This window comes from Streptomyces adelaidensis (assembly GCF_016598475.1).
GTDB lineage: Bacteria > Actinomycetota > Actinomycetes > Streptomycetales > Streptomycetaceae > Streptomyces > Streptomyces adelaidensis.
Genome location: NZ_JAEMUX010000016.1, coordinates 109,010 through 128,927 on the forward strand (window position 1 = coordinate 109,010; position 19,918 = coordinate 128,927).

Annotated in this window: 17 protein-coding genes; 8 read left to right on the forward strand and 9 right to left on the reverse strand. The window is 65.8% G+C overall.

All coding sequences use genetic code 11. From position 1 onward, the window contains the following. Positions 1–120: 120 nt before the first annotated feature. Both I8N67_RS12385 and I8N67_RS12390 read right to left on the reverse strand, forming a co-directional pair. Positions 121–1,203 carry an inositol-3-phosphate synthase gene (locus tag I8N67_RS12385; protein ID WP_200302991.1) on the reverse strand — a complete coding sequence of 361 codons (1,083 nt, stop codon included), beginning with the start codon at positions 1,201–1,203 and terminating at the stop codon, positions 121–123. Between the two features lie 43 nt (positions 1,204–1,246). After that, entirely contained in the window at positions 1,247–1,927 is a 681-nt protein-coding gene (locus tag I8N67_RS12390) for a PadR family transcriptional regulator (protein WP_200302992.1), read from the reverse strand. A gap of 372 nt (positions 1,928–2,299) precedes the next feature. Here I8N67_RS12390 and I8N67_RS12395 point away from each other — a divergent pair, with 372 nt between their 5' ends. After that, positions 2,300–4,963 carry a transglycosylase domain-containing protein gene (locus I8N67_RS12395; RefSeq protein WP_200302993.1) on the forward strand — a complete coding sequence of 888 codons (2,664 nt, stop codon included), beginning with the start codon at positions 2,300–2,302 and terminating at the stop codon, positions 4,961–4,963. A gap of 197 nt (positions 4,964–5,160) precedes the next feature. Further along, complete coding sequence (locus I8N67_RS12400; protein ID WP_200302994.1) at positions 5,161–6,660, forward strand: glycosyltransferase family 87 protein; 1,500 nt, start codon at positions 5,161–5,163, stop codon at positions 6,658–6,660. Positions 6,661–6,787: 127 nt separating this feature from the next. Here the strand turns inward: I8N67_RS12400 and I8N67_RS12405 are convergent, their stop codons facing one another. The 3 genes from I8N67_RS12405 to I8N67_RS12415 form a co-directional block, all read right to left on the reverse strand. Continuing rightward, positions 6,788–7,819 (reverse strand): alanine racemase, encoded by a 1,032-nt coding sequence (locus tag I8N67_RS12405; protein WP_200302995.1) that lies wholly within the window; start codon positions 7,817–7,819, stop codon positions 6,788–6,790. Between the two features lie 65 nt (positions 7,820–7,884). After that, a complete protein-coding gene (gene femX, locus I8N67_RS12410) occupies positions 7,885–9,006 on the reverse strand; it encodes a peptidoglycan bridge formation glycyltransferase FemX (RefSeq protein WP_200302996.1) in 1,122 nt (373 codons plus the stop codon). A 224-nt stretch (positions 9,007–9,230) separates the two neighbouring features. Then, positions 9,231–9,545, reverse strand: a complete 315-nt coding sequence (locus I8N67_RS12415; protein ID WP_200302997.1) for a hypothetical protein — start codon at positions 9,543–9,545, stop codon at positions 9,231–9,233. A 264-nt stretch (positions 9,546–9,809) separates the two neighbouring features. Between I8N67_RS12415 and rpsF the strand changes: the two genes are divergently transcribed. From rpsF to rplI, 4 genes are all read left to right on the forward strand, one after another. After that, entirely contained in the window at positions 9,810–10,100 is a 291-nt protein-coding gene (rpsF, locus tag I8N67_RS12420) for a 30S ribosomal protein S6 (protein ID WP_200302998.1), read from the forward strand. Positions 10,101–10,173: 73 nt separating this feature from the next. Next, positions 10,174–10,779: a single-stranded DNA-binding protein gene (locus tag I8N67_RS12425; protein ID WP_200303000.1), complete on the forward strand. Its 606-nt coding sequence runs from the start codon at positions 10,174–10,176 to the stop codon at positions 10,777–10,779. A gap of 83 nt (positions 10,780–10,862) precedes the next feature. Continuing rightward, complete coding sequence (rpsR, locus tag I8N67_RS12430) at positions 10,863–11,099, forward strand: 30S ribosomal protein S18 (RefSeq protein WP_003949403.1); 237 nt, start codon at positions 10,863–10,865, stop codon at positions 11,097–11,099. Between the two features lie 18 nt (positions 11,100–11,117). Then, complete coding sequence (gene rplI, locus I8N67_RS12435) at positions 11,118–11,564, forward strand: 50S ribosomal protein L9 (protein WP_200303001.1); 447 nt, start codon at positions 11,118–11,120, stop codon at positions 11,562–11,564. Positions 11,565–11,741: 177 nt separating this feature from the next. Here the strand turns inward: rplI and I8N67_RS12440 are convergent, their stop codons facing one another. Further along, positions 11,742–13,088, reverse strand: a complete 1,347-nt coding sequence (locus tag I8N67_RS12440; RefSeq protein ID WP_372443693.1) for an MATE family efflux transporter — start codon at positions 13,086–13,088, stop codon at positions 11,742–11,744. 449 nt (positions 13,089–13,537) lie between these two features. Between I8N67_RS12440 and dnaB the strand changes: the two genes are divergently transcribed. Continuing rightward, positions 13,538–15,013 (forward strand): replicative DNA helicase, encoded by a 1,476-nt coding sequence (dnaB, locus tag I8N67_RS12445; RefSeq protein WP_200303003.1) that lies wholly within the window; start codon positions 13,538–13,540, stop codon positions 15,011–15,013. Positions 15,014–15,197: 184 nt separating this feature from the next. Continuing rightward, positions 15,198–15,497 carry a hypothetical protein gene (locus I8N67_RS42540; RefSeq protein ID WP_234045550.1) on the forward strand — a complete coding sequence of 100 codons (300 nt, stop codon included), beginning with the start codon at positions 15,198–15,200 and terminating at the stop codon, positions 15,495–15,497. On the opposite strand, the gene I8N67_RS12455 is transcribed toward I8N67_RS42540, so the two are convergent. From I8N67_RS12455 to I8N67_RS12465, 3 genes are all read right to left on the reverse strand, one after another. Continuing rightward, entirely contained in the window at positions 15,475–16,830 is a 1,356-nt protein-coding gene (locus I8N67_RS12455) for a transposase (protein WP_200303004.1), read from the reverse strand. The two genes, I8N67_RS42540 and I8N67_RS12455, sit on opposite strands and share 23 nt — an antisense overlap. Positions 16,831–16,845: 15 nt before the next feature. After that, a complete protein-coding gene (locus I8N67_RS12460; RefSeq protein ID WP_200303005.1) occupies positions 16,846–18,612 on the reverse strand; it encodes a reverse transcriptase/maturase family protein in 1,767 nt (588 codons plus the stop codon). 124 nt (positions 18,613–18,736) lie between these two features. Beyond that, positions 18,737–19,918, reverse strand: a 1,182-nt coding sequence (locus tag I8N67_RS12465) for an HNH endonuclease (RefSeq protein ID WP_234045552.1), incomplete at its 5' end; no start/stop codon positions are given.

Here is a 19,918-nt window from a genome sequence, read left to right on the forward strand (position 1 = left end):
ACAGCCTCACATACGGGGAAGGTCCCCGGGAGTACGACCCCGGGGACCCTCAACAGCCCGGAAAACGAGCCCGCTTGGCGCGCTGAACGGTGTCCCGCCGACGCGCCTCGCTATGACTCGTCAGCGCTCGACCTCGCCCTTGATGAACTTCTCCACGTTCTCGCGGGCCTCGTCGTCGAAGTACTGCACCGGCGGGGACTTCATGAAGTACGAGGAGGCCGACAGGATCGGGCCACCGATGCCGCGATCCTTGGCGATCTTCGCGGCGCGCACCGCGTCGATGATGACGCCGGCGGAGTTCGGGGAGTCCCAGACCTCGAGCTTGTACTCCAGGTTCAGCGGGACGTCACCGAAGGCGCGTCCCTCCAGGCGGACGTACGCCCACTTGCGGTCGTCGAGCCAGGCGACGTAGTCGGACGGGCCGATGTGGACGTTCTTCTCGCCGAGGTCCCGGTCGGGGATCTGGGAGGTGACGGCCTGCGTCTTGGAGATCTTCTTGGACTCCAGCCGGTCGCGCTCCAGCATGTTCTTGAAGTCCATGTTGCCGCCGACGTTCAGCTGCATCGTGCGGTCCAGGACGACGCCCCGGTCCTCGAACAGCTTCGCCATGACGCGGTGCGTGATGGTGGCACCGACCTGCGACTTGATGTCGTCACCGACGATCGGGACGCCGGCCTCGGTGAACTTGTCCGCCCACGCCTTGGTGCCGGCGATGAAGACCGGAAGGGCGTTGACGAAGGCGACCTTGGCGTCGATGGCGCACTGGGCGTAGAACTTCGCCGCGTCCTCGGAACCCACGGGCAGGTAGCAGACGAGGACGTCGACCTGCCTGTCCTTGAGGATCTGGACCACGTCGACCGGGGCCTCGGCGGACTCCTCGATGGTCTCGCGGTAGTACTTGCCGAGCCCGTCGAGAGTGTGTCCGCGCTGCACGGTCACACCGGTGTTCGGCACGTCGCAGATCTTGATGGTGTTGTTCTCGGAGGCGCCGATGGCGTCCGCGAGGTCGAGACCGACCTTCTTCGCGTCGACATCGAATGCGGCGACGAACTCCACGTCACGGACGTGGTAGTCACCGAACTGCACATGCATGAGACCCGGGACCTTGGACGCCGGGTCGGCGTCCTTGTAGTACTCGACTCCCTGTACCAGCGACGCGGCGCAGTTGCCCACGCCGACGACGGCTACGCGAACCGAACCCATTCGGTTGCTCCCTGTGTGTACGAGTGAGGTCCTGGCAGGGACCTCACGTGGTGGTGTCGCCGGGCGCATCCGGCCCGGGGATGTCCCCGGGCCGGGGCAGGGCGCCCGGCGCTCCCTCTGTGGTGTCGCGAGCGGGTTCTTCGTGGGCGGGGCCCTTGAGGTCCCGGCCCGCCCGCTCGCTTTCGATGAGCTCGTTCAGCCAGCGCACTTCGCGCTCCACGGACTCCATCCCGTGGCGCTGGAGCTCAAGCGTGTAGTCGTCGAGGCGCTCGCGGGTGCGTGCCAACGAGGCGCGCATCTTCTCCAGCCGTTCCTCCAAACGGCTGCGACGGCCCTCCAGGACGCGCATGCGCACATCACGGGAGGTCTGCCCGAAGAACGCGAAGCGAGCGGCGAAGTGCTCGTCGTCGTAGGCATCGGGACCCGTCTGCGAAAGTAGCTCCTCGAAGTGCTCCTTACCTTCCGCCGTCAACCGGTAGACGATCTTGGCGCGGCGACCCGTGAGCGGGACGGCGGGAGCTTCGTCCGGGGTACCCACCGATTCCTCGATCAACCAGCCGTTGGCGACCAGCGTCTTGAGGCAGGGGTAGAGCGTCCCGTAGCTGAACGCACGGAACACTCCCAGCGACGTGTTGAGCCGTTTGCGCAGCTCATAGCCGTGCATCGGGGCTTCGCGGAGCAGGCCGAGTACAGCGAACTCAAGTATCCCGGAGCGCCGGCTCATCGTCGCCTCCTGTCTCCCGCTGGCCCTGTCGGCACGTTTATGCCGAGCTGATGTATCGACTCGATACATCCAGACGATAGAACGCCCCTACGGATGCGACAAGTGCGGACGCAGTGAACGGGATCACATCACCGATCAGTAGAAAGCAAGTTCCCTGTTTTGGGGTGAAGTTCGGTGCTCAATGGGTTTTGGCGGTGCGTAGTCTGTGCGGCATGCACACCACTGGGAGCCGAGTGACGTTTGAGCACGTCCTCGTCCTGGGTGCGGTACGGATGAATGCCAACACGACCGCATCCGTACTTCGGGGGGACCGGAAACCAGCCGCCGTTTCCAGGCGCGCAGGGGTGCGCCTGCCCGAGGAGTAGTCGTTCGATGAGCGAGCACCGTCGCAAACCGCCGCAGCCGCAGGGAGGCGGACGTGCCGCGGCCCGACGCGGCCAGTCGGCGTCCGCCGGCCGCCGCGCGGCACCGCGGGACGCCACCGGGTCACTTTCCGACACCTATGGCTCGGGGGGTGAGGAGAACCAGTACGAGGGCCGTGCCGCGGCCCGACGGTCGACGCAGAGAAGCACCGGCGTCGGTCCCGGCGGCGGCCGTCGTAGAGCGGTCGAACCCGCAGGGCGCGGACCCGGTCGTGGTCGTGGCCGCGCCGCTCCACCGGGCAAGAAGCGCTTTATCGACTACCCGCGTGCCGGCAGGTACGGGGCTATGCGGTGGGTGCCGTCGTGGCGCCAGGTCACAGGTCTGTTCATCGGGTTCTTCGGATGCCTGGTGGCGGCGGCCGGCGTCGGCTACGCCGTCGTGGCCGTGCCCAACCCGGCCGAGGCCGCGACCGCGCAGAACAACGTCTACTACTGGTCGGACGGCTCTCAGATGGTCGCGACGGGTGGTGAGGTCAACCGCCAGATCATCGCGTACGAGAAGATCCCCAAGGAGATGCGGTACGCGGTCATGTCGGCCGAGAACAAGACGTTCGAGAACGACAGCGGCGTCGACCCGATGGGTATCGCCCGTGCCGTCGTCAACATGGCCAAGGGCGGTCAGACGCAGGGCGGTTCGACGATCACGCAGCAGTACGTGAAGAACGCCATGCTCGACGACCAGTCTCAGACCCTGTCTCGCAAGGTCAAGGAACTCTTCATCTCGGTCAAGGTGGGCACCGAGCTCGAAAAAGAAGACATCATGCGGGGCTACCTGAACACGGCCTACTACGGCCGTGGTGCCTACGGCATCCAGGCGGCCGCCCGCACCTACTTCGGCGAGGACGCGGACAAGCTCGACGCGAGCCAGTGCGCGTTCCTCGCCGCCGTTCTCAAGGGCGCCACGTACTTCGACCCGGCCGGCGCGACCTCGATCGACCCGGCGGCCACACGGGAGGCCAACACCAAGCGGGCCACGGAACGCTGGGGCTGGATCCTCGACGAGATGGTCAAGGACAACCGCCTGTCGGCGGCCGATCGGGCCAAGTACCCCGAGTTCCCCGAGATCCAGAGTCCTCGGTCCAACGCTCAGCTGGGCGGCCAGATCGGTTACCTCGTCGATACGGCCAAGGGCTACATCCTCAACAACACGGACATCACCCAGAAGGAGCTCGAACGGGGCGGCTACGAGATCCACACGACCTTCGACAAGAACAAGGTCAAGGAACTCGAGAAGGCCGTGAACAAGGTCCGCAAGGAGAACATCAAGCCGGACCAGCGCCCGAAGACCGATACCCATGTGCAGTTCGGTGGCGCGTCGGTCGATCCGACGTCGGGTGCCATCGAGGCGATCTACGGTGGTGAGGACGCCACCAAGCACTTCACCAACAACGCCGACGTCACCGGTGCGGCGGTCGGGTCGACGTTCAAGCCGTTCGTCCTGGCAGCGGCCATGACGTGGGGCAAGCGTGACCCGGAGCTCGGGGAGACGCAGGCGCAGGACGAGGTCACCATCGTCTCGCCGAAGAGCCTCTACAGCGGCAAGAACAACCTCAAGATCAAGGACTACCAGGGCAACACCTGGACCAACGAAGATGACAAGGAGTGGCTGCAGGCCAACGACGACGACGAGTCGTACGGCAGCCCGCCGAAATACCAGATCGACCTCCGTGAGGCGATGCGGGTCTCGGCGAACTCCGCCTTCGTGCAGCTGGGCATGGACGTCGGTCTGGACCGGGTGAAGGAAGCGGCCGTAGAGGCCGGCCTCAAGGAGGACAGCCTGACGGGCACCAGTTTCCCGTCCTTCTCCATCGGCATCTCCGACCCCAGCGCGATCCGTATGGCGGGCTCGTACGCGACTTTCGCCGCCAGTGGCAAGCAGAACGACCCGTTCTCCGTGGAGACGGTGGAGTACGACGGCCTCAAGCGGTTCGACCACGAGGACATCGCCGACCCCAAGCGGGCCTTCACGTCAGAGGTCGCCGACAACGTCACCGATGTCCTCAAGACCGTTGTCGACGAGGGGACGGGTACCTCGGCCCAGCTGACCAACCGTGAGGTGGCCGGCAAGACCGGCACCACCGACGGCAACAAGTCGGCCTGGTTCGTCGGGTACACGCCTCAGTTGTCGACGGCCATCAGCATGTACCGCATGGACGACGACGAGTCCAACAAGAACCGGACTTTCTTGGAGATGTACGGCACCGGTGGTCAGGAGACGATCCACGGTGCCTCGTTCCCGGCCGAAATCTGGCACGACTACATGGAGGACGCGCTCAAGGGCGTGGCACCGAAGGACTTCCCGGAGCCCGAGCCGATCGGTGTGATCATCAATGACGACCCGGACCCGACGCCGACCCCGACGGTGACCGAGTCCGAGGAGGAGAGCCCCGAGCCGAGCCCCTCGCCGACCGAGAGCGAGATCTTGCCGTCGCCGTCGCCCAGTGAGACCTGCCGTAATCCGTTCGACACCACGTGTGACGACACTGGTACTACGGTCACGGGCGGTACGGACACCGGCGGCACCGATGAGGGTGTGACCTCGTCACCGACGGAGTCCGAGGACGATTCGAGAGGCAACCAGAACGGGGGTCTCTTCGGAGGCCCCAGCGGGTAGCTCATCGCCCGGCAGAACGTGTTTCACGTGAAACAAGGGCCACCGCACCGATCAGGTGCGGTGGCCCTTGCCATGTCCGACGAGGCGCTCGGACAGAACGGCTGAGATGTGTTTCACGTGAAACATGGGCCCTCAGCCGACGATGGGATGCGGTGGTCCTGGGCGTATTCCCAGGCATGTGCGGCAGGATGTGCGGCATGCCCAGTGCAGAGACGACGCGAGTGAGCGTGGACGAGCCGGAGATGGTGCGGCCGACCAAGGAGGACGAGGTCGCTTCGACCGGCAGTGAGCTGATTGGCGGCCCCATCGGTCGGCGGGCGCTGCTCGGGACGTCATGGTGGACCCCTGTGCGGGTTGTCGCCCTCGTAGCGATCGGCATGTTCGCCCTCGGCATGGTGCAGAAGCTGCCCTGCTACGACGGAGCATGGTTCTTCGGCGCCAGCTCGCAGTACACCCACGCGTGCTACTCGGACATCCCGCACCTCTACCAGGGGCGCGGCTTCGCCGATGGTCTCGTGCCGTACTTCGACAAGATCTCCGGCGACATGGAGTACCTCGAGTACCCGGTGCTGACCGGCGTGTTCATGGAGGTCGCCGCCTGGCTCACGCCGGGCAGCGGCACCATCCAGGAACAAGAGCAGTGGTACTGGATGGTCAACGCCGGGATGCTGATGGCGTGCACGGCGGTCATCGCCGTCTGCTCGGCGCGCATTCACCGCCGACGCCCCTGGGACGGCCTTCTGGTGGCCCTGGCGCCCGCCTTCGCGCTGACCGCCACCATCAACTGGGATCTCCTCGCCGTGGCCCTGCTGGCCGCCGCGATGCTGATGTGGTCGCGACAGCGTCCGCTCGCCTTCGGCGTGCTGATCGGCCTCGCCACGGCCGCCAAGTTCTACCCGTTCCTGCTGCTCGGACCGCTCCTCATCCTCTGCTGGCGGGCAGGCAGGGTGCGCGCGTACGTGACCGCGCTGCTCGGCGCTGTCGGGGCCTGGGTCGCGGTGAACCTTCCAGTGATGCTCCTGGCACCGGAAGGGTGGGCGAAGTTCTACCGCTTCAGCCAGGAACGCGGTGTCGACTTCGGCTCCTTCTTCCTCGTCATCGCGCAGCGGATGAACATCCAGATCACCGCTGAGACGGCCAACGCGTACGCGATGATCTCGATGCTGCTCGTCTGCGCGGGCATCGCCGCGCTCACGCTGACCGCTCCACGCCGACCGCGTTTCGCGCAGCTCGCCTTCCTGATCGTCGCGGCCTTCATCCTCACCAACAAGGTCTACTCGCCGCAGTACGTGCTCTGGCTGGTCCCGCTCGCCGCGCTGGCCCGGCCACGCTGGCGGGACTTCCTGATCTGGCAGGCGTGCGAGGTCGCGTACTTCCTGGGGATCTGGATGTATCTCGCCTACACGACCAGTGGCGAGGCTCACAAGGGACTGCCCGCCGAGGGCTACCAACTCGCCATCATGGCCCACCTCTTGGGCACGCTCTACGTGTGCGTCATCGTCGTGCGGGACATCCTCATGCCGGAGCGGGACATGGTGCGCCGAGCCGGTGAGGACGATCCGTCCGGAGGGGTGCTCGACGGCGCGGCGGACGTGCACGTGTACGGCGCGGCGGCCCGCCCGCCGCGGCACGCGGTGCACTTCGACGGGCCACAGGTGGACTGGGGCAGTCGCGACCCGGAGGGTGGTTCGCTCTGAGCGAACAGAACCTGCGGAGACAACGCTGAAGGCCGTACACGTGAACCCCGTGTACGGCCTTCAGCGTTGTCTCCGCAGGCGTTCCCGCGCGGCGATCCCCTCCCGCGGCTTCGCGGGAGGCAAGGACTCAGCGGTCGACAGTCCGGTCGAACTGTGTGGTGGTGTGTCGCAGATGGGCCACCAACTCCTCGCCGACCCTCGGTTCCGGCGCGTCCGCCGGGACGAAGAGGATCGACACCTGCATGTGCGGCGGCTCGGCGAACCAGCGCTGCTTGCCGCCCCAGACGAATGGAGAAAGGTTCCGGTTGACCGACGCGAGGCCGGCGCGGGCGACGCCCTTGGCGCGCGGCATGACGCCGTGCATGGCCTTCGGGGACTCCAGACCCACCCCGTGCGACGTACCGCCCGCCACGACCACCAGGAAGCCGTCGGAGGCCGCCTTCTGCTGCCGGTAGCCGAAGCGGTCGCCCTTCGCGACACGGGTGACGTCCAGGACCGCCCCGCGGTACTCGGTCGCCTCATGGTCCCCCAGCCACAGCCGCGTGCCGATACGGGCCCGGAAGCGGGTCTGTGGGAACTGCTGCTGGAGGCGCACCAGTTCCTCGGACTTGAGGTGGCTGACGAACATGGTGTGCAGCGGGAGACGGGCCGCCCGCAGACGGTCCATCCAGCCGATGACCTCCTCGACGGCGTCCGAGCCGTCGGTGCGGTCCAGCGGCAGGTGGATGGCGAAGCCCTCCAGGCGCACGTTCTCTATGGCCGCGTGGAGCTGTGGCAGCTCCTGCTCGCTCACGCCGTGCCGCTTCATCGAGGACATGACCTCGATCACGACACGGGCGCCCACGAGGCCGTACACGCCGTCGACCGACGACACGGAACGGATGACGCGGTCGGGCAGCGGTACGGGCTCTTCGGCGCGTCTGTACGGCGTCAGCACCAGCAGGTCGCCGCTGAACCAGTCCTTGATCCGGGCCGCCTCGTATGTCGTACCGACAGCGAGGACGTCCGACCCGAGGCGCGTGGCCTCTTCCGCCAGCTTCTCGTGCCCGAAGCCGTAGCCGTTGCCCTTGCAGACGGGGACGAGTCCCGGGAACTGCTCTTGAACGTGCTTGTGGTGTGCCCGCCAGCGCGCGGTGTCGACGTAGAGCGTGAGCGCCATGGCCGGTCCCGGAACCTTTCTCGTGGTTGCGGTGTATCAGAGGTATGGAAGCAAAAACGGGGGCGTCAGCGGCGCGACATGTAGATGTCGAGCGCCTTGTGGAGCAGCTTGTTCAGCGGGAAGTCCCACTCACCGAGGTATTCGGCGGCCTGTCCGCCCGTGCCCACCTTGAACTGGATCAGGCCGAACAGGTGATCCGTCTCGTCCAGCGAGTCGGAGATGCCGCGCAGATCGTAGACGGTCGCGCCGAGGGCATAGGCGTCGCGCAGCATCCGCCACTGCATCGCGTTCGAGGGCCGGACCTCACGGCCGATGTTGTCCGAGGCGCCGTACGAGTACCAGACGTGCCCGCCGACGACCAGCATCGTCGCGGCGGACAGGTTCACGCCGTCGTGCCGGGCGAAGTAGAGCCGCATGCGGTTGGGGTCCTCGGTGTTGAGGGCTGTCCACATGCGCTGGAAGTACGACAGCGGGCGGGGCCGGAAGCGGTCGCGCACGGCTGTGATCTCGTACAGCCGCTGCCACTCCTCCAGATCCTGGTAGCCGCCCTGGACCACCTCGACGCCCGCCTTCTCGGCCTTCTTGATGTTGCGGCGCCACAACTGGTTGAAGTTCTTGTGGACCTCTTCCAGGGAGCGGTTGGCGAGCGGCACCTGGTAGACGTAGCGGGGCTGTACGTCGCCGAAGCCGGCCCCGCCGTCCTCACCCTGCTGCCAGCCCATGCGGCGCAGCTTGTCGGCGACCTCGAAGGCACGCGGCTCGATGAAGTCCGCCTCGATGTCGCGCAGGCGCTTCACGTCCGGGTTCTGGATGCCCGCCTTGATGGAGGTGGCCTCCCAGCGCCGGATGATCACCGGCGGGCCCATCTTCACCGAGAAGGCACCCTGGTTCTTCAGGTGCGCGAGCATCGGCTCCAGCCAGTCGGTGAGGTTCGGCGCGAACCAGTTGATGACCGGGCCCTCGGGCAGATAGGCGAGATAACGCTTGATCTTGGGCAGCTGGCGGTACAGCACCAGGCCGGCACCGGCCATCTCACCGGTCCTGTCGTCGAACCACCCGAGGCTCTCCGCGCGCCACTCGGCCTTGACGTCAGCCCATGCAGGGACCTGCATGTGGCTCGCCGCGGGCAGGCTCTGGATGTACGCCAGATGCTGCTCTCGGCTGATCGTCCTCAGGGTCAGGCTCATTCGGGGCGCTCCTCGGGCTGGTGTGTCCCCATGGGTACAGGGGCTCCGGCTCTCGCGCCGAAGCCTACTGCGCCCTGCGGGCACGCCGAATGGCCGTATGGAACCTGGGGCCCGGCCGGTACGCGGCCGGGACGTCAGGTGATGTTATTCGGCCGCTTGATCCGATGTAAGACAGCGGACAGAGAGGAACAAGGTCCGCCGACCGCCCGGCCGCCGGTACGGAGTCAGCCGATGACCCCGCCGAAGAGGCCCCCATGGGCCATGCCGAGGAAGAAACCGACGGCCGAGGCACCGAGCCCCACGATCAGGCCGAAGCGCTCCCGGGTCGTCTCCGAGATGAACTGCCCGTACGCACCGGTCAGGATTCCCAGCAGCCCCGTCCACGAACTGAGCAGGTGCAGATGGTGGAACATCGCCGTGATGAAGGCGACCGCCCCGAGGAGGAGCGTCACGGCGAGCAGGGTGTCCTGCACTGGGTGGGGCTTGTCGTCGGTGGCGAGCAGAGAGCCGGCGATGTTGGGTCGCAATGTCTGTGCCATAGGGCACCTCCTGCGGAAGCGGCGCATCGTAGCGCCATACACACCCGATGTGTACAGATTGACGGTCCCCGCCGCCGGATTTCAACCGGAAGCACGTGTGCGGGTACTCTGTACCGTCTGCAGCGGTGTCTGCCCAGGCCATGGCAAGGGATTCCCCAGCGGGGACCCCTGATGTCAGTGGTGGCCGATACCGTTGCGTACGCATCACAACCCTCCTGCCACGGAACGACCGTGGCCGCTGAGTCCGAAGGAGGTGGGTTTCACATGCGTCACTACGAAATGATGGTCATCCTCGACCCCGATCTGGAGGAGCGCGCTGTCGCCCCCCTGATCGAGAACTTCCTTTCTGTCGTCCGTGAGGGCAACGGAAAAGTCGAGAAGGTCGACACCTGGGGCCGTCGTCGCCTCTCGTACGAGATCAAGAAGAAGCCCGAGGGCATCTACTCGGTCATCGATCTGCAGGCTGAGCCCGCGATCGTCAAGGAGCTCGACCGCCAGATGAACCTGAACGAGTCGGTCCTCCGGACCAAGGTCCTCCGCCCCGAGACCCACTGAGCTTTCCCGCTCAGCTGATCTCAGGCATCGAGTAGCAAGCAGCCAGCAGCAAACCCGCCGAGAGGTTCCCCCAATGGCAGGCGAGACCGTCATCACGGTTGTCGGCAATCTTGTCGATGACCCCGAGCTGCGCTTCACCCCTTCCGGTGCGGCGGTCGCGAAGTTCCGTGTCGCGTCCACCCCCCGCACCTTCGACCGTCAGACGAACGAGTGGAAGGACGGCGAGAGCCTCTTTCTGACCTGCTCGGTCTGGCGTCAGGCGGCGGAGAACGTCGCGGAGTCGCTTCAGCGAGGCATGCGCGTCATCGTGCAGGGCCGGTTGAAGCAGCGGTCCTACGAGGACCGTGAGGGCGTCAAGCGCACGGTCTACGAGCTGGACGTCGAGGAAGTCGGCGCCAGCCTGCGCAGTGCCACGGCCAAGGTCACCAAGACCGCTGCGGGCAGCCGCGGTGGCCAGGGTGGTTACGGCGGTGGCGGTGGCGGCCAGGGTGGCGGCAACTGGGGCGGAAGCCCCGGTGGCGGCCAGCAGGGCGGCGGCGCTCCCGCCGACGATCCGTGGGCCAGCGGCGCTCCCGCCGGTGGTAACCAGGGCGGTGGCGGCGGCTGGGGCGGAAGCTCCGGCGCAAGCTCCGGCGGCAGCGGTGGCGGTGGCGGCTACTCGGACGAGCCCCCCTTCTAAGACCTGGAGGGCCGGGTCACCGGTCTTCGAGGTCGAGGGTGGGGCCGTACCCCAAACTTCTTGATCACACAGGAGAAACACCCATGGCGAAGCCGCCTGTGCGCAAGCCTAAGAAGAAGGTCTGCGCTTTCTGCAAGGACAAGGTCACGTACGTGGACTACAAGGACACGAACATGCTGCGGAAGTTCATTTCCGACCGCGGCAAGATCCGTGCCCGCCGCGTGACCGGCAACTGCACGCAGCACCAGCGTGACGTCGCCACGGCCGTCAAGAACAGCCGTGAGATGGCGCTGCTGCCCTACACGTCCACCGCGCGATAAGGGAAGGGTGACCGACTAATGAAGATCATCCTCACCCACGAGGTCTCCGGCCTCGGCGCTGCCGGCGACGTCGTCGACGTCAAGGACGGCTACGCTCGCAACTACCTGGTCCCGCGGAAGTTCGCTATCCGCTGGACCAAGGGTGGCGAGAAGGACGTCGCGCAGATCCGTCGTGCTCGCAAGATCCACGAGATCCAGACCATCGAGCAGGCCAACCAGATCAAGGGCCAGCTTGAGGCTGTCAAGGTCCGTCTGGCTGTCCGCTCCGGCGACGCCGGTCGTCTCTTCGGTTCCGTCACCCCGGCCGACATCGCTTCCGCGATCAAGGCTTCCGGTGGCCCCGAGGTCGACAAGCGCCGCATCGAGCTGTCTGCTCCGATCAAGACGCTGGGCGCCCACGAGACGTCCGTGCGTCTGCACCCCGAGGTTGCCGCCAAGGTCAACATCGAGGTCATCGCTGCCTAAGGGCTGCGATCGCTGAAGCGGTGTATGGGGCCGCACCCTGTGAAGGGTGCGGCCCCATATGCTTGTCCGGTCTCTTATGGGCTGCCTAGGTTGCCTGCGAGCTGACTGTTTCACGTGAAACAGCGCCTGGACCGGGCCATGTTTCACGTGAAACGAAGCCGCGCTTCGGCCCCGCCCTCAGCGCGTCGCTCCGATGACGATCCAGCGGCCGGAGCGGGAGCGCAGCCACAGGGTGATCATGCGCGTCGCCATCATCAGTGTCATGGCCCCCCAGAGAGCGGTCAGGCCGCCACCGAAGGTGGGAACGAACAGAGCGGCCGGGACGAAGACGGCCAAGGTCAACAACATGGCCCGGGCGAGGTAGGGGCCGTCCCCCGCGCCCATCAGCACGCCGTCGAGCACGAAGACAATTCCTGAGATCGGCTGGGCGAGCGCTACCACGATGAGGGCTGGCAGCGCGGTGTCCTCGACCGCCGGGTCGCCCGTGAAGAGGGGGATGAACAACGGGCGGGCGACGATCACCAGGAATCCCAGTACGGCACCCGTGGCGATCCCCCACTGCACCATGCGGCGGCAGGCCTCACGGGCGCCCTGGGCATCGCCGGCGCCGAGGTGGCGGCCGATGATGGCCTGCCCGGCGATAGCGATCGCGTCCAGGGCGAAGGCGAGCAGGCTCCAGAGCGAGAGGATGATCTGGTGCGCTGCGATCTCCACGTCCCCGAGCCGGGCGGCGACCGCGGTGGCGATCATCAGGATCGCGCGCAGCGAGAGCGTACGGACCAGCAGGGGTACGCCCGCCTGGGCCGAGGCACGTATACCGGCGGCGTCCGGGCGTAGCGAGGCGCCATGCCGACGGGCACCGCGGATCACGACCCAGAGGTAGGCGGCCGCCATGCCGCACTGGGCGATGACCGTGCCCCAGGCGGATCCGGCGATGCCCAGGTCGGCGCCGTAGACAAGGGCTGCATTGAGGGCGCCGTTGGCGACGAAGCCCGCGACGGCGACGTACAGGGGTGTCTTCGTGTCCTGGAGACCGCGCAGGACACCGGTGGCGGCGAGCACGACGAGCATGGCCGGGATGCCGAGTGCCGAGATCCGCAGATAGGTCGTGGCGTAGGGGGCCGCGGTGTCCGAGGCGCCGAAGAGGGACACGAGGGTGGGGGCCGCAGGAGTGACGACAGCGATGACGGCGGTGCCGAGCAGCAGGGCGAGCCAGATGCCGTCCATGCCCTGGCGGATGGCGGCCCGCAGATCACCGGCTCCGACCCGTCGGGCGACGGCGGCCGTGGTGGCGTATGCCAGGAAGACGAAGACACTTACCGCGGTGACGAGGAGGGCCGAGGCGATGCCGAGGCCGGCCAGTTGCGCGGTGCCCAGGTGGCCGACGACGGCGGTGTCGACCATCAGGAAGAGGGGCTCTGCGACGAGCGCGCCGAAGGCTGGAACGGCCAGCGCGACGATCTCTCGATCGTGCCGACGCCGGATGGCTCTGGTGGGCGCGGAAGCCTGTGTCATGACCACCAATCTAATCTTCCACAGGTAAGAGATGCAAGCGGATAGTGACCATTACAACATGCTTGGGTGGGTGTGCTGTCGCGCACTGATCGTGATGATCTTGATCCGGTCGGGAAAGTTTTTCTTCTGCACAGCCGGTGGACGGTAAAAGTGCAGGTCGGCTCGGATGTCCGAGAGGGGGCGAGTTCTTGTTCACAGGGCTGTCCACCGAGTCGTGCACAGGTTTTGCGGGGTTCTCCACAGCATCTGGGGCTTCGTCCACATGGCCTGTGGATAACCAGATTGGCTGACGGTGCTGGCGGGCCTACGGTGGTGCGGCGCCCGCTCGTTGGCAGATCGCTGAAACCTCGCAAAACCGACGCGCCAGAACCGGAGTTGGGCCTCTTATTTGTCAGTGCCGTGCCGTAGAACTGAGAAGCACGGCGAGGTCCGCTCGGCGGACGGGAGGAGGTCGCTCGGTGAGCATTTCCGAGCCCCTGGACGACCCGTGGGCCGACAGCGGGCCCAGTGATCGTCTGCCCTCTTCCCGCCGGCGCTCCGACGGCGGTCGGAGCAGGGACGAGCAGCACGAACGCGGCCGGGAGAACGGGGAGTGGGACGGCGCAGGTTCGGCCTTCGAGCGGGTACCGCCGCAGGACCTGGACGCCGAGCAGTCCGTCCTCGGCGGCATGCTGCTGTCCAAGGACGCCATCGCCGACGTGGTCGAGATCCTCAAGGGTCCCGACTTCTATAAGCCGGCACACGAGACCATCTACCAGGCGATCCTCGACGTCTACGCCAAGGGCGAGCCCGCCGACCCGATCACCATCGCCGCCGAGCTCACCAAGCGCGGCGAGATCACGAAGGTCGGCGGGCCCCCCTATCTGCACACCCTTGTCCAGACGGTACCGACGGCGGCGAACGCGGAGTACTACGCGGAGATCGTCCACGAGCGGGCTGTCCTGCGCCGTCTGGTGGAGGCGGGCACGCGCATCACCCAGATGGGATACGCGGCCGACGACGACGTGGACGAGATCGTCAACAGAGCCCAGGCCGAGATCTTCGCGGTCACCGAACAGCGCACCACTGAGGACTATCTGCCGCTCGGCGACATCATGGAGGGCGCACTCGACGAGATTGAGGCGATCGGTTCGCGGTCGGGGGAGATGACCGGTGTGCCGACCGGCTTCACCGACCTCGACCAGCTCACCAACGGTCTGCACCCGGGCCAGATGATCATCATCGCGGCCCGTCCCGCCATGGGTAAGTCCACACTGGCACTGGACTTCGCGCGCGCATGTTCGATCAAGCACAACATGCCGAGCGTGATCTTCTCGCTCGAAATGGGCCGGAACGAGATCGCGATGCGTCTGCTGTCGGCCGAGGCGCGCGTGGCCCTGCACCACATGCGGTCCGGCACGATGACCGACGAGGACTGGACGCGGCTGGCCCGCCGGATGCCGGACGTCTCGGCCGCGCCGCTCTTCATCGACGACTCCCCGAACCTGTCGATGATGGAGATCCGCGCCAAGTGTCGGCGCCTGAAGCAGCGCAATGACCTGAAGCTGGTCATCATCGACTATCTGCAGCTGATGCAGTCCGGCGGCAAGCGGTCCGAGAGCCGGCAGCAGGAAGTCTCGGACATGTCGCGAAACCTGAAGCTGCTGGCCAAGGAGCTGGAGCTGCCGGTGATTGCGCTGTCGCAGCTCAACCGTGGCCCCGAGCAGCGTACGGACAAGAAGCCCATGGTCTCCGACCTGCGTGAGTCGGGATCGATCGAGCAGGACGCTGACATGGTGATCTTGCTGCACCGGGAGGACGCGTACGAGAAGGAGTCGCCACGAGCAGGCGAGGCCGACATCATCGTCGGCAAGCACCGTAACGGCCCGACGGCCACGATCACGGTCGCCTTCCAGGGTCACTACTCGCGGTTCGTGGACATGGCGCAGACCTGATCCGGGAGAAATGTAGGCTCTCAGATTTCGCGGCACAGCCTCAGCCGCGATGGCACAACGGTGGCACTTATGCCGTCCTTGCGAGACTCGCTGGTCGGGCCGTCGCCCGTGGGCTTGGTCCTCTGCTGGAGGACCGAGGCGGGGGTACGGCGCTTGTTGAGCTTGCGCAGTCGGCTCATCCGCGGTGGACGTTCCGCTGGTACAGGGCCACAAGCACTATTCGGGTACCTACTGGTCGGCGACGATGCGCGATCACGTGATCTACGAGTCGCGACTGGAACTGTCGTGCCTGCTCTTCGCCGACTTCGATCCGTCCGTACCTGGCATCGTGGCCCAGCCCTTCCTCTCGGTTGTCCAAGCCGGAGGTGGCTTCACCTTCGACTGGACCCGGCGGGCGGTGGATCGAACTCGGCGTGGGCCTACGCGCTTTGAAACGGTGGATGACTCCGTTGCTGAATTTGTCAGCCGGCGAGTCGGTAGCTGAGGCGTTCGAGTCTGCTGGTGCGGGGTTTGCGCAGTGGGTCGGTGGTCCACCAGGCGTCGAGCCGGACCACGTTGAGCGCGGTGGCGGAGAAGGCGTGTTGGACTCGGACTTTCGGCAGGCCGCGGTAGCGGGCCCGGCGGATGCCGGTGAGGTCGAGGGCCTGGTTGACGGTGCCCTCGACGCCCGCGCGGAGGGCGTACTTGGTTCTCCAGGACTCGGTGTTCTGCTCGGCGCGGGCTGCGGCGGTGCGTTCGTGGAGTTCGCGGGGCCGCAGGGTGAGCATGCGGGTGCCGCGGACGGAGTTGGTGCACTTGGTCCGGGAGGGGCAGGGGCGGCAGTCGGCGCGGGCGAAGTCGATCACGATGGCGTCGCGGCCGTGCTGGGTGACCGGGTACCAACCGATGCTGGTGGAGCCCTCGGGGCAGCGGACCTGACGGGCTTTCCAGCCGATCTGGAAGGCGCTCTTGCCGAAGCCCTCGGCGGCCTTGGCCTGGGGCGAGTGGTCGGCCAGGAGCGGAGTGACCATGGTGATGCCCTGCCCGGCTGCGGCAGTGATCAGGTCGGCCGAGGGGTAGTCGGAGTCGAGATAGTGCTCGGCGGGCTTCACCTCGCGCTCGGTGAGGTTCTTCTGGATCGGCTCGGTCGCCTTCACATCGGGCACGGTGGCGTCAGTGGTGTGCACGTCGGTGATCAGGTTCGGTGCCGGGACACGGAGATAGGCTTCGGCTTCGGCTTCGGCTGGAGCGTGACACGTCTCGGTGAGATGGATCTTGTAGCCGCACCAGAAGAGGTCATCACCCTTGGCGGACCAGCGGGCGTCGGGGTCGTAGGGGGAGGCCAGGCGGGTACTGCCGGGCGGGACACCGTCATTGTCGGCGTCCCGCTTGCTGACCACATCCCGTCCCCGGGCATCGACGCGGACGGTGTAGGTCTGCACGAGGACCTGCCTCAGCAGGGCGACCGCCTCGATCTCACGGATCCACACCGGGGCGGTGTCGGACCAGGCCGCCCGGCACAAGGCCAGCGCGTCCTGGCCGAAGACCTGGGCGAGTCGCTCCCGCTTGGTCTTCGACGACGGCATCGTCCAGCCATCGACGCGCGGCCCGTAGCGGTCGGCGAACTCGGCGATGTCGATCACCGCGGCCAGCCAGGACGGTGCCGCCACCGCCAGAGCCTCCAGCGCCGCCCGTACACTTTCCCCGGCCAGTTCAGTGCGGTTCAGGTCACGGACCGCGCTGATCAACACCGGTAGGCCGTTGGCGAGGTTTCCGCTGTGTGCGGTGCCTTTTCCAACGGCCTCCGGTCCGAACCACGCGGGCACCTTTCGATGCACGTAGCTCTCCAGTGACTATCCCGTGGGTGTCGCGGTCGGTTGCCCGGCGTGGATGGCCTGGTGGCAGTCCGCGCAGACCACGAGGGTCTTGCGGCGCCGCTTGGCCATCAGTTGCGCCCACGCGGGCTGTGGTCGCCCCGGTTGGTCGAGGTCGGCGAGCTTGCGGACCTGGTGAGTCTCCACCGGAGCGCGGCGCTGGCACCACTCGCACCACCGCGCCGTGAGCCGGGTGACCAGCTCTTTGCGGCGGACGGTGACCGGAGCTGGCTGACGGTCGACGATGACCGCTGCTTTCTGCCGTCGTAGAGGAATGCCACCGAATCTGGCGATCAGTGGTTTCCTGCCCGGCCGTGACACGCTGGCCTCGAAGCACGTGTATGGCCCGTACGGTGTGTTGACCTTGGCCGTGTACTTGCGGGCCATTTTCGACACCGTCGAGCGGTGCTTGGCGGCGAGTGTCTTGAGCATCGAGGTCAGGGCCACCCAGTGCAGGTAGTCCAGTCTCCCGACGTCGCTGGCGAGCAGGTAGTACTGCGACAGTCCCCGGAACTCGGCGCCGTAGGTGCTGATGATCATAGGGTCATCGCGGGTCATCAGCTCTGTGCGGCGTTCGGGTTTGCCGTGTTTGAGGTACGGGGCGGCCTTGGCCTTGATCACCGTTCGCGGTACGCGTAGCCGGATGTGGCCGTTGACCTTCGGCCGGCATTGGCTGTGCTGGACGGTGATCTCGTAGCCGAGGAATCTCGCCGCACTGGTGCGGGCATGGGTGACCAGTGTCTTGTCCTGACTCAACTCCAGGTTGAGGTCCTCACGCAGGAAGTTGGCCAGGCGTTGCTTGATCTGTTCGGCTTCGGCTTTGGGTCCGGTGAACCCGAGAAGGTGATCGTCGGCGTAGCGGCAGTACCGTAGTCTCCGGTATTGGGGATCGTTTGGGTCCCCGTGGGGATGACCACGTCGTGCTGCGCGCAATTGCCGGACTGCGACTCGGTCCCCGCGCTTTCGGGCGCGGTGGATCGCGTCGGTTTTCCTGGTGTACGCCGGGTTGGGTGCGCGGCGTTTTCCTCGGGTATATTCTGGGATAAGCACTGTCTCGACAAAAGTGTCCAACCGGTCCAAGTAGATGTTGGAAAGGATTGGGGATGCCACACCGCCTTGCGGAGCTCCGCTGAGTGTGGCGTTCCATTCCCAGTCCTCCAGGTATCCGGCTTGAAGCATCTGTTTGATGAGCCGAAGGAACCGGTTATCGTGGATTTTCTCTGAGAGGATCGAGAGCATGACCTCATGGTCAAAGCTTCCGAAACAGTCAGAGATGTCCGCTTCAATGAACCAGGTTGTCCCGCCCCATGTCTCCTCAATTTCGCTCAAGGCGCTGTGGCAGCCACGATGGGGACGGAAACCGTGTGATCGACGGGAGAACTGTGGTTCGTAGTACGCCTCCAGTAGGAGCCGGACCACTTCACCGACAAGTTTGTCCGTCCAGGACGGCAGGCCGAGGGGTCGCAGTTTTCCGTTCTTTTTCGGAATGTAGACCCGCCTCGCGGGTTGGAATCGGTAGCGCTCGTGGCGCATCGCGTCGATGATGCGTCCGATCTTGGCCATGGACATGCCGTCTGCGGTTTCCCCGCAGGCCCCGGGTGTCATCGCCCCATCGTTGGAGTAGATGCGCCCGTAGGCCACAAGATACAAGTCCGGGTTGAACAGTTGTCGATACAGTTCGTTGCACGGCAGGCCACGCCTCCCGCGTTCACGGAGGACCTTCAATACCGTTTCGGCGCTTTGCATTTACGCATACCTCCCGGATTTTGAGTGTCCAGTCACCTAGCCCCGCAGGGTAGGCCGTCGGCGAGGTACTCGCTGATGCGAGCCCTTTTCCGACGACCCCCCACCGAACCGGGCATGCGACTTATCACCGCACCCGGCTCTCCAGCGTCGTTTCCATCGAATCCTGCCGAGCGGAGAGTCCGTTGTGGATTCCGCTGTGGCAGTCACGACAGACGATCAGGGTTTTGCGGCGGCGCGATGCCATCTGCTGTGCCCAGTCAGGCTGTTCAGCCTGACTCCCGGGTCGGAGGTCACTCAGACGCCGAATGTGGTGCACTTCGACTTCCGTTTGCGCCTTGCAGAGTTCGCATCGGCCGGACATAAGCCGGTCGATGAGCTCTGCGGGACGCTTCCTCCATACCGCAGGAAGATCGTCTTTGAGAGTTACCCTCGTGGTCCTTCGGGCCAGTGATACCCCGCCCCAACGGGCAACCAGCGGCTTCTTTCCTTTGCCGCGCTCGACCTTGATCTGCAAGCCCCTTCGGGGTCCAGCAGGTGTCTGCCAGGTGGCACGGTGGCGATTCCAGACCTTGTTGACGCTGATCTTGTTCTTGTGTCCCAGCGTCTTGGCCAGGGAGCGTTCCGTGATCCACCTAAGCAGGCCGAGGCGGTGCCGGTTGTAGGCCAGCTGGTAGTACTCCGCGAGGCCCCGGAACTCTGACTGGAACCGTGTGACGATCCGGAAATCCGAGTCGTGCACGCGCTCCAGTAGGGCAGCAGGTTTCCCGCGGCGCATGTAGGGCCTGCACTTTCCGCGTACGACGTCCATGGGCACTTTCAGACCGATCTGCCCGTTGATAGAGCGATGACCGTTCCGATCGCGCTTGGCATCGTCGTGAAGGACCACAATTTCGTAGCCAAGGAAGCGAGCGACCTGCGTCCGCCCATGGGTAATCAAGGTCTTCGGATCGGAGAGTTCCAGCTTCAACCGGTTCCGCAAGAACTTCCCGATCTTCTCCTTGATGTACTCGGCTTCCCGTCGCGTCCCGGAGAACCCCAGCAACCAATCGTCCGCGTAGCGGACATAGTGCAGCCGCCGGAATCCTGGATCATTGGGATCGTGAGAGGGGAGCCGTTGCAGTTGACGGCGCAACGGCCGTGCTTCCTCCCGCTGTCCACGCTTCTCCAGTTTCCAGGCGGCCTTATGTATCCGCATGTACGGCAGATACGGTTTGCGGCGGGCTCCCTGGTTGAAGACGGGTAAGAGTGTTGTCTCGACGTACTTGTCCAACCGATCCAGGTAGATATTGGAGAGCAAGGGGCTCAG

What these genes read in the sequence shown, in the direction of transcription:
- I8N67_RS12460 (WP_200303005.1), bottom strand. Translation starts at nt 18,612, where the DNA reads ATGCAAAGCGCCGAAACGGTATTGAAGGTCCTCCGTGAACGCGGGAGG.
- I8N67_RS12425 (WP_200303000.1), top strand. Translation starts at nt 10,174, where the DNA reads ATGGCAGGCGAGACCGTCATCACGGTTGTCGGCAATCTTGTCGATGAC.
- I8N67_RS12385 (WP_200302991.1), bottom strand. Translation starts at nt 1,203, where the DNA reads ATGGGTTCGGTTCGCGTAGCCGTCGTCGGCGTGGGCAACTGCGCCGCG.
- I8N67_RS12395 (WP_200302993.1), top strand. Translation starts at nt 2,300, where the DNA reads ATGAGCGAGCACCGTCGCAAACCGCCGCAGCCGCAGGGAGGCGGACGT.
- rpsR (WP_003949403.1), top strand. Translation starts at nt 10,863, where the DNA reads ATGGCGAAGCCGCCTGTGCGCAAGCCTAAGAAGAAGGTCTGCGCTTTC.
- I8N67_RS12390 (WP_200302992.1), bottom strand. Translation starts at nt 1,927, where the DNA reads ATGAGCCGGCGCTCCGGGATACTTGAGTTCGCTGTACTCGGCCTGCTC.
- rpsF (WP_200302998.1), top strand. Translation starts at nt 9,810, where the DNA reads ATGCGTCACTACGAAATGATGGTCATCCTCGACCCCGATCTGGAGGAG.
- rplI (WP_200303001.1), top strand. Translation starts at nt 11,118, where the DNA reads ATGAAGATCATCCTCACCCACGAGGTCTCCGGCCTCGGCGCTGCCGGC.
- I8N67_RS12405 (WP_200302995.1), bottom strand. Translation starts at nt 7,819, where the DNA reads ATGGCGCTCACGCTCTACGTCGACACCGCGCGCTGGCGGGCACACCAC.
- I8N67_RS12400 (WP_200302994.1), top strand. Translation starts at nt 5,161, where the DNA reads ATGCCCAGTGCAGAGACGACGCGAGTGAGCGTGGACGAGCCGGAGATG.
- femX (WP_200302996.1), bottom strand. Translation starts at nt 9,006, where the DNA reads ATGAGCCTGACCCTGAGGACGATCAGCCGAGAGCAGCATCTGGCGTAC.
- I8N67_RS12415 (WP_200302997.1), bottom strand. Translation starts at nt 9,545, where the DNA reads ATGGCACAGACATTGCGACCCAACATCGCCGGCTCTCTGCTCGCCACC.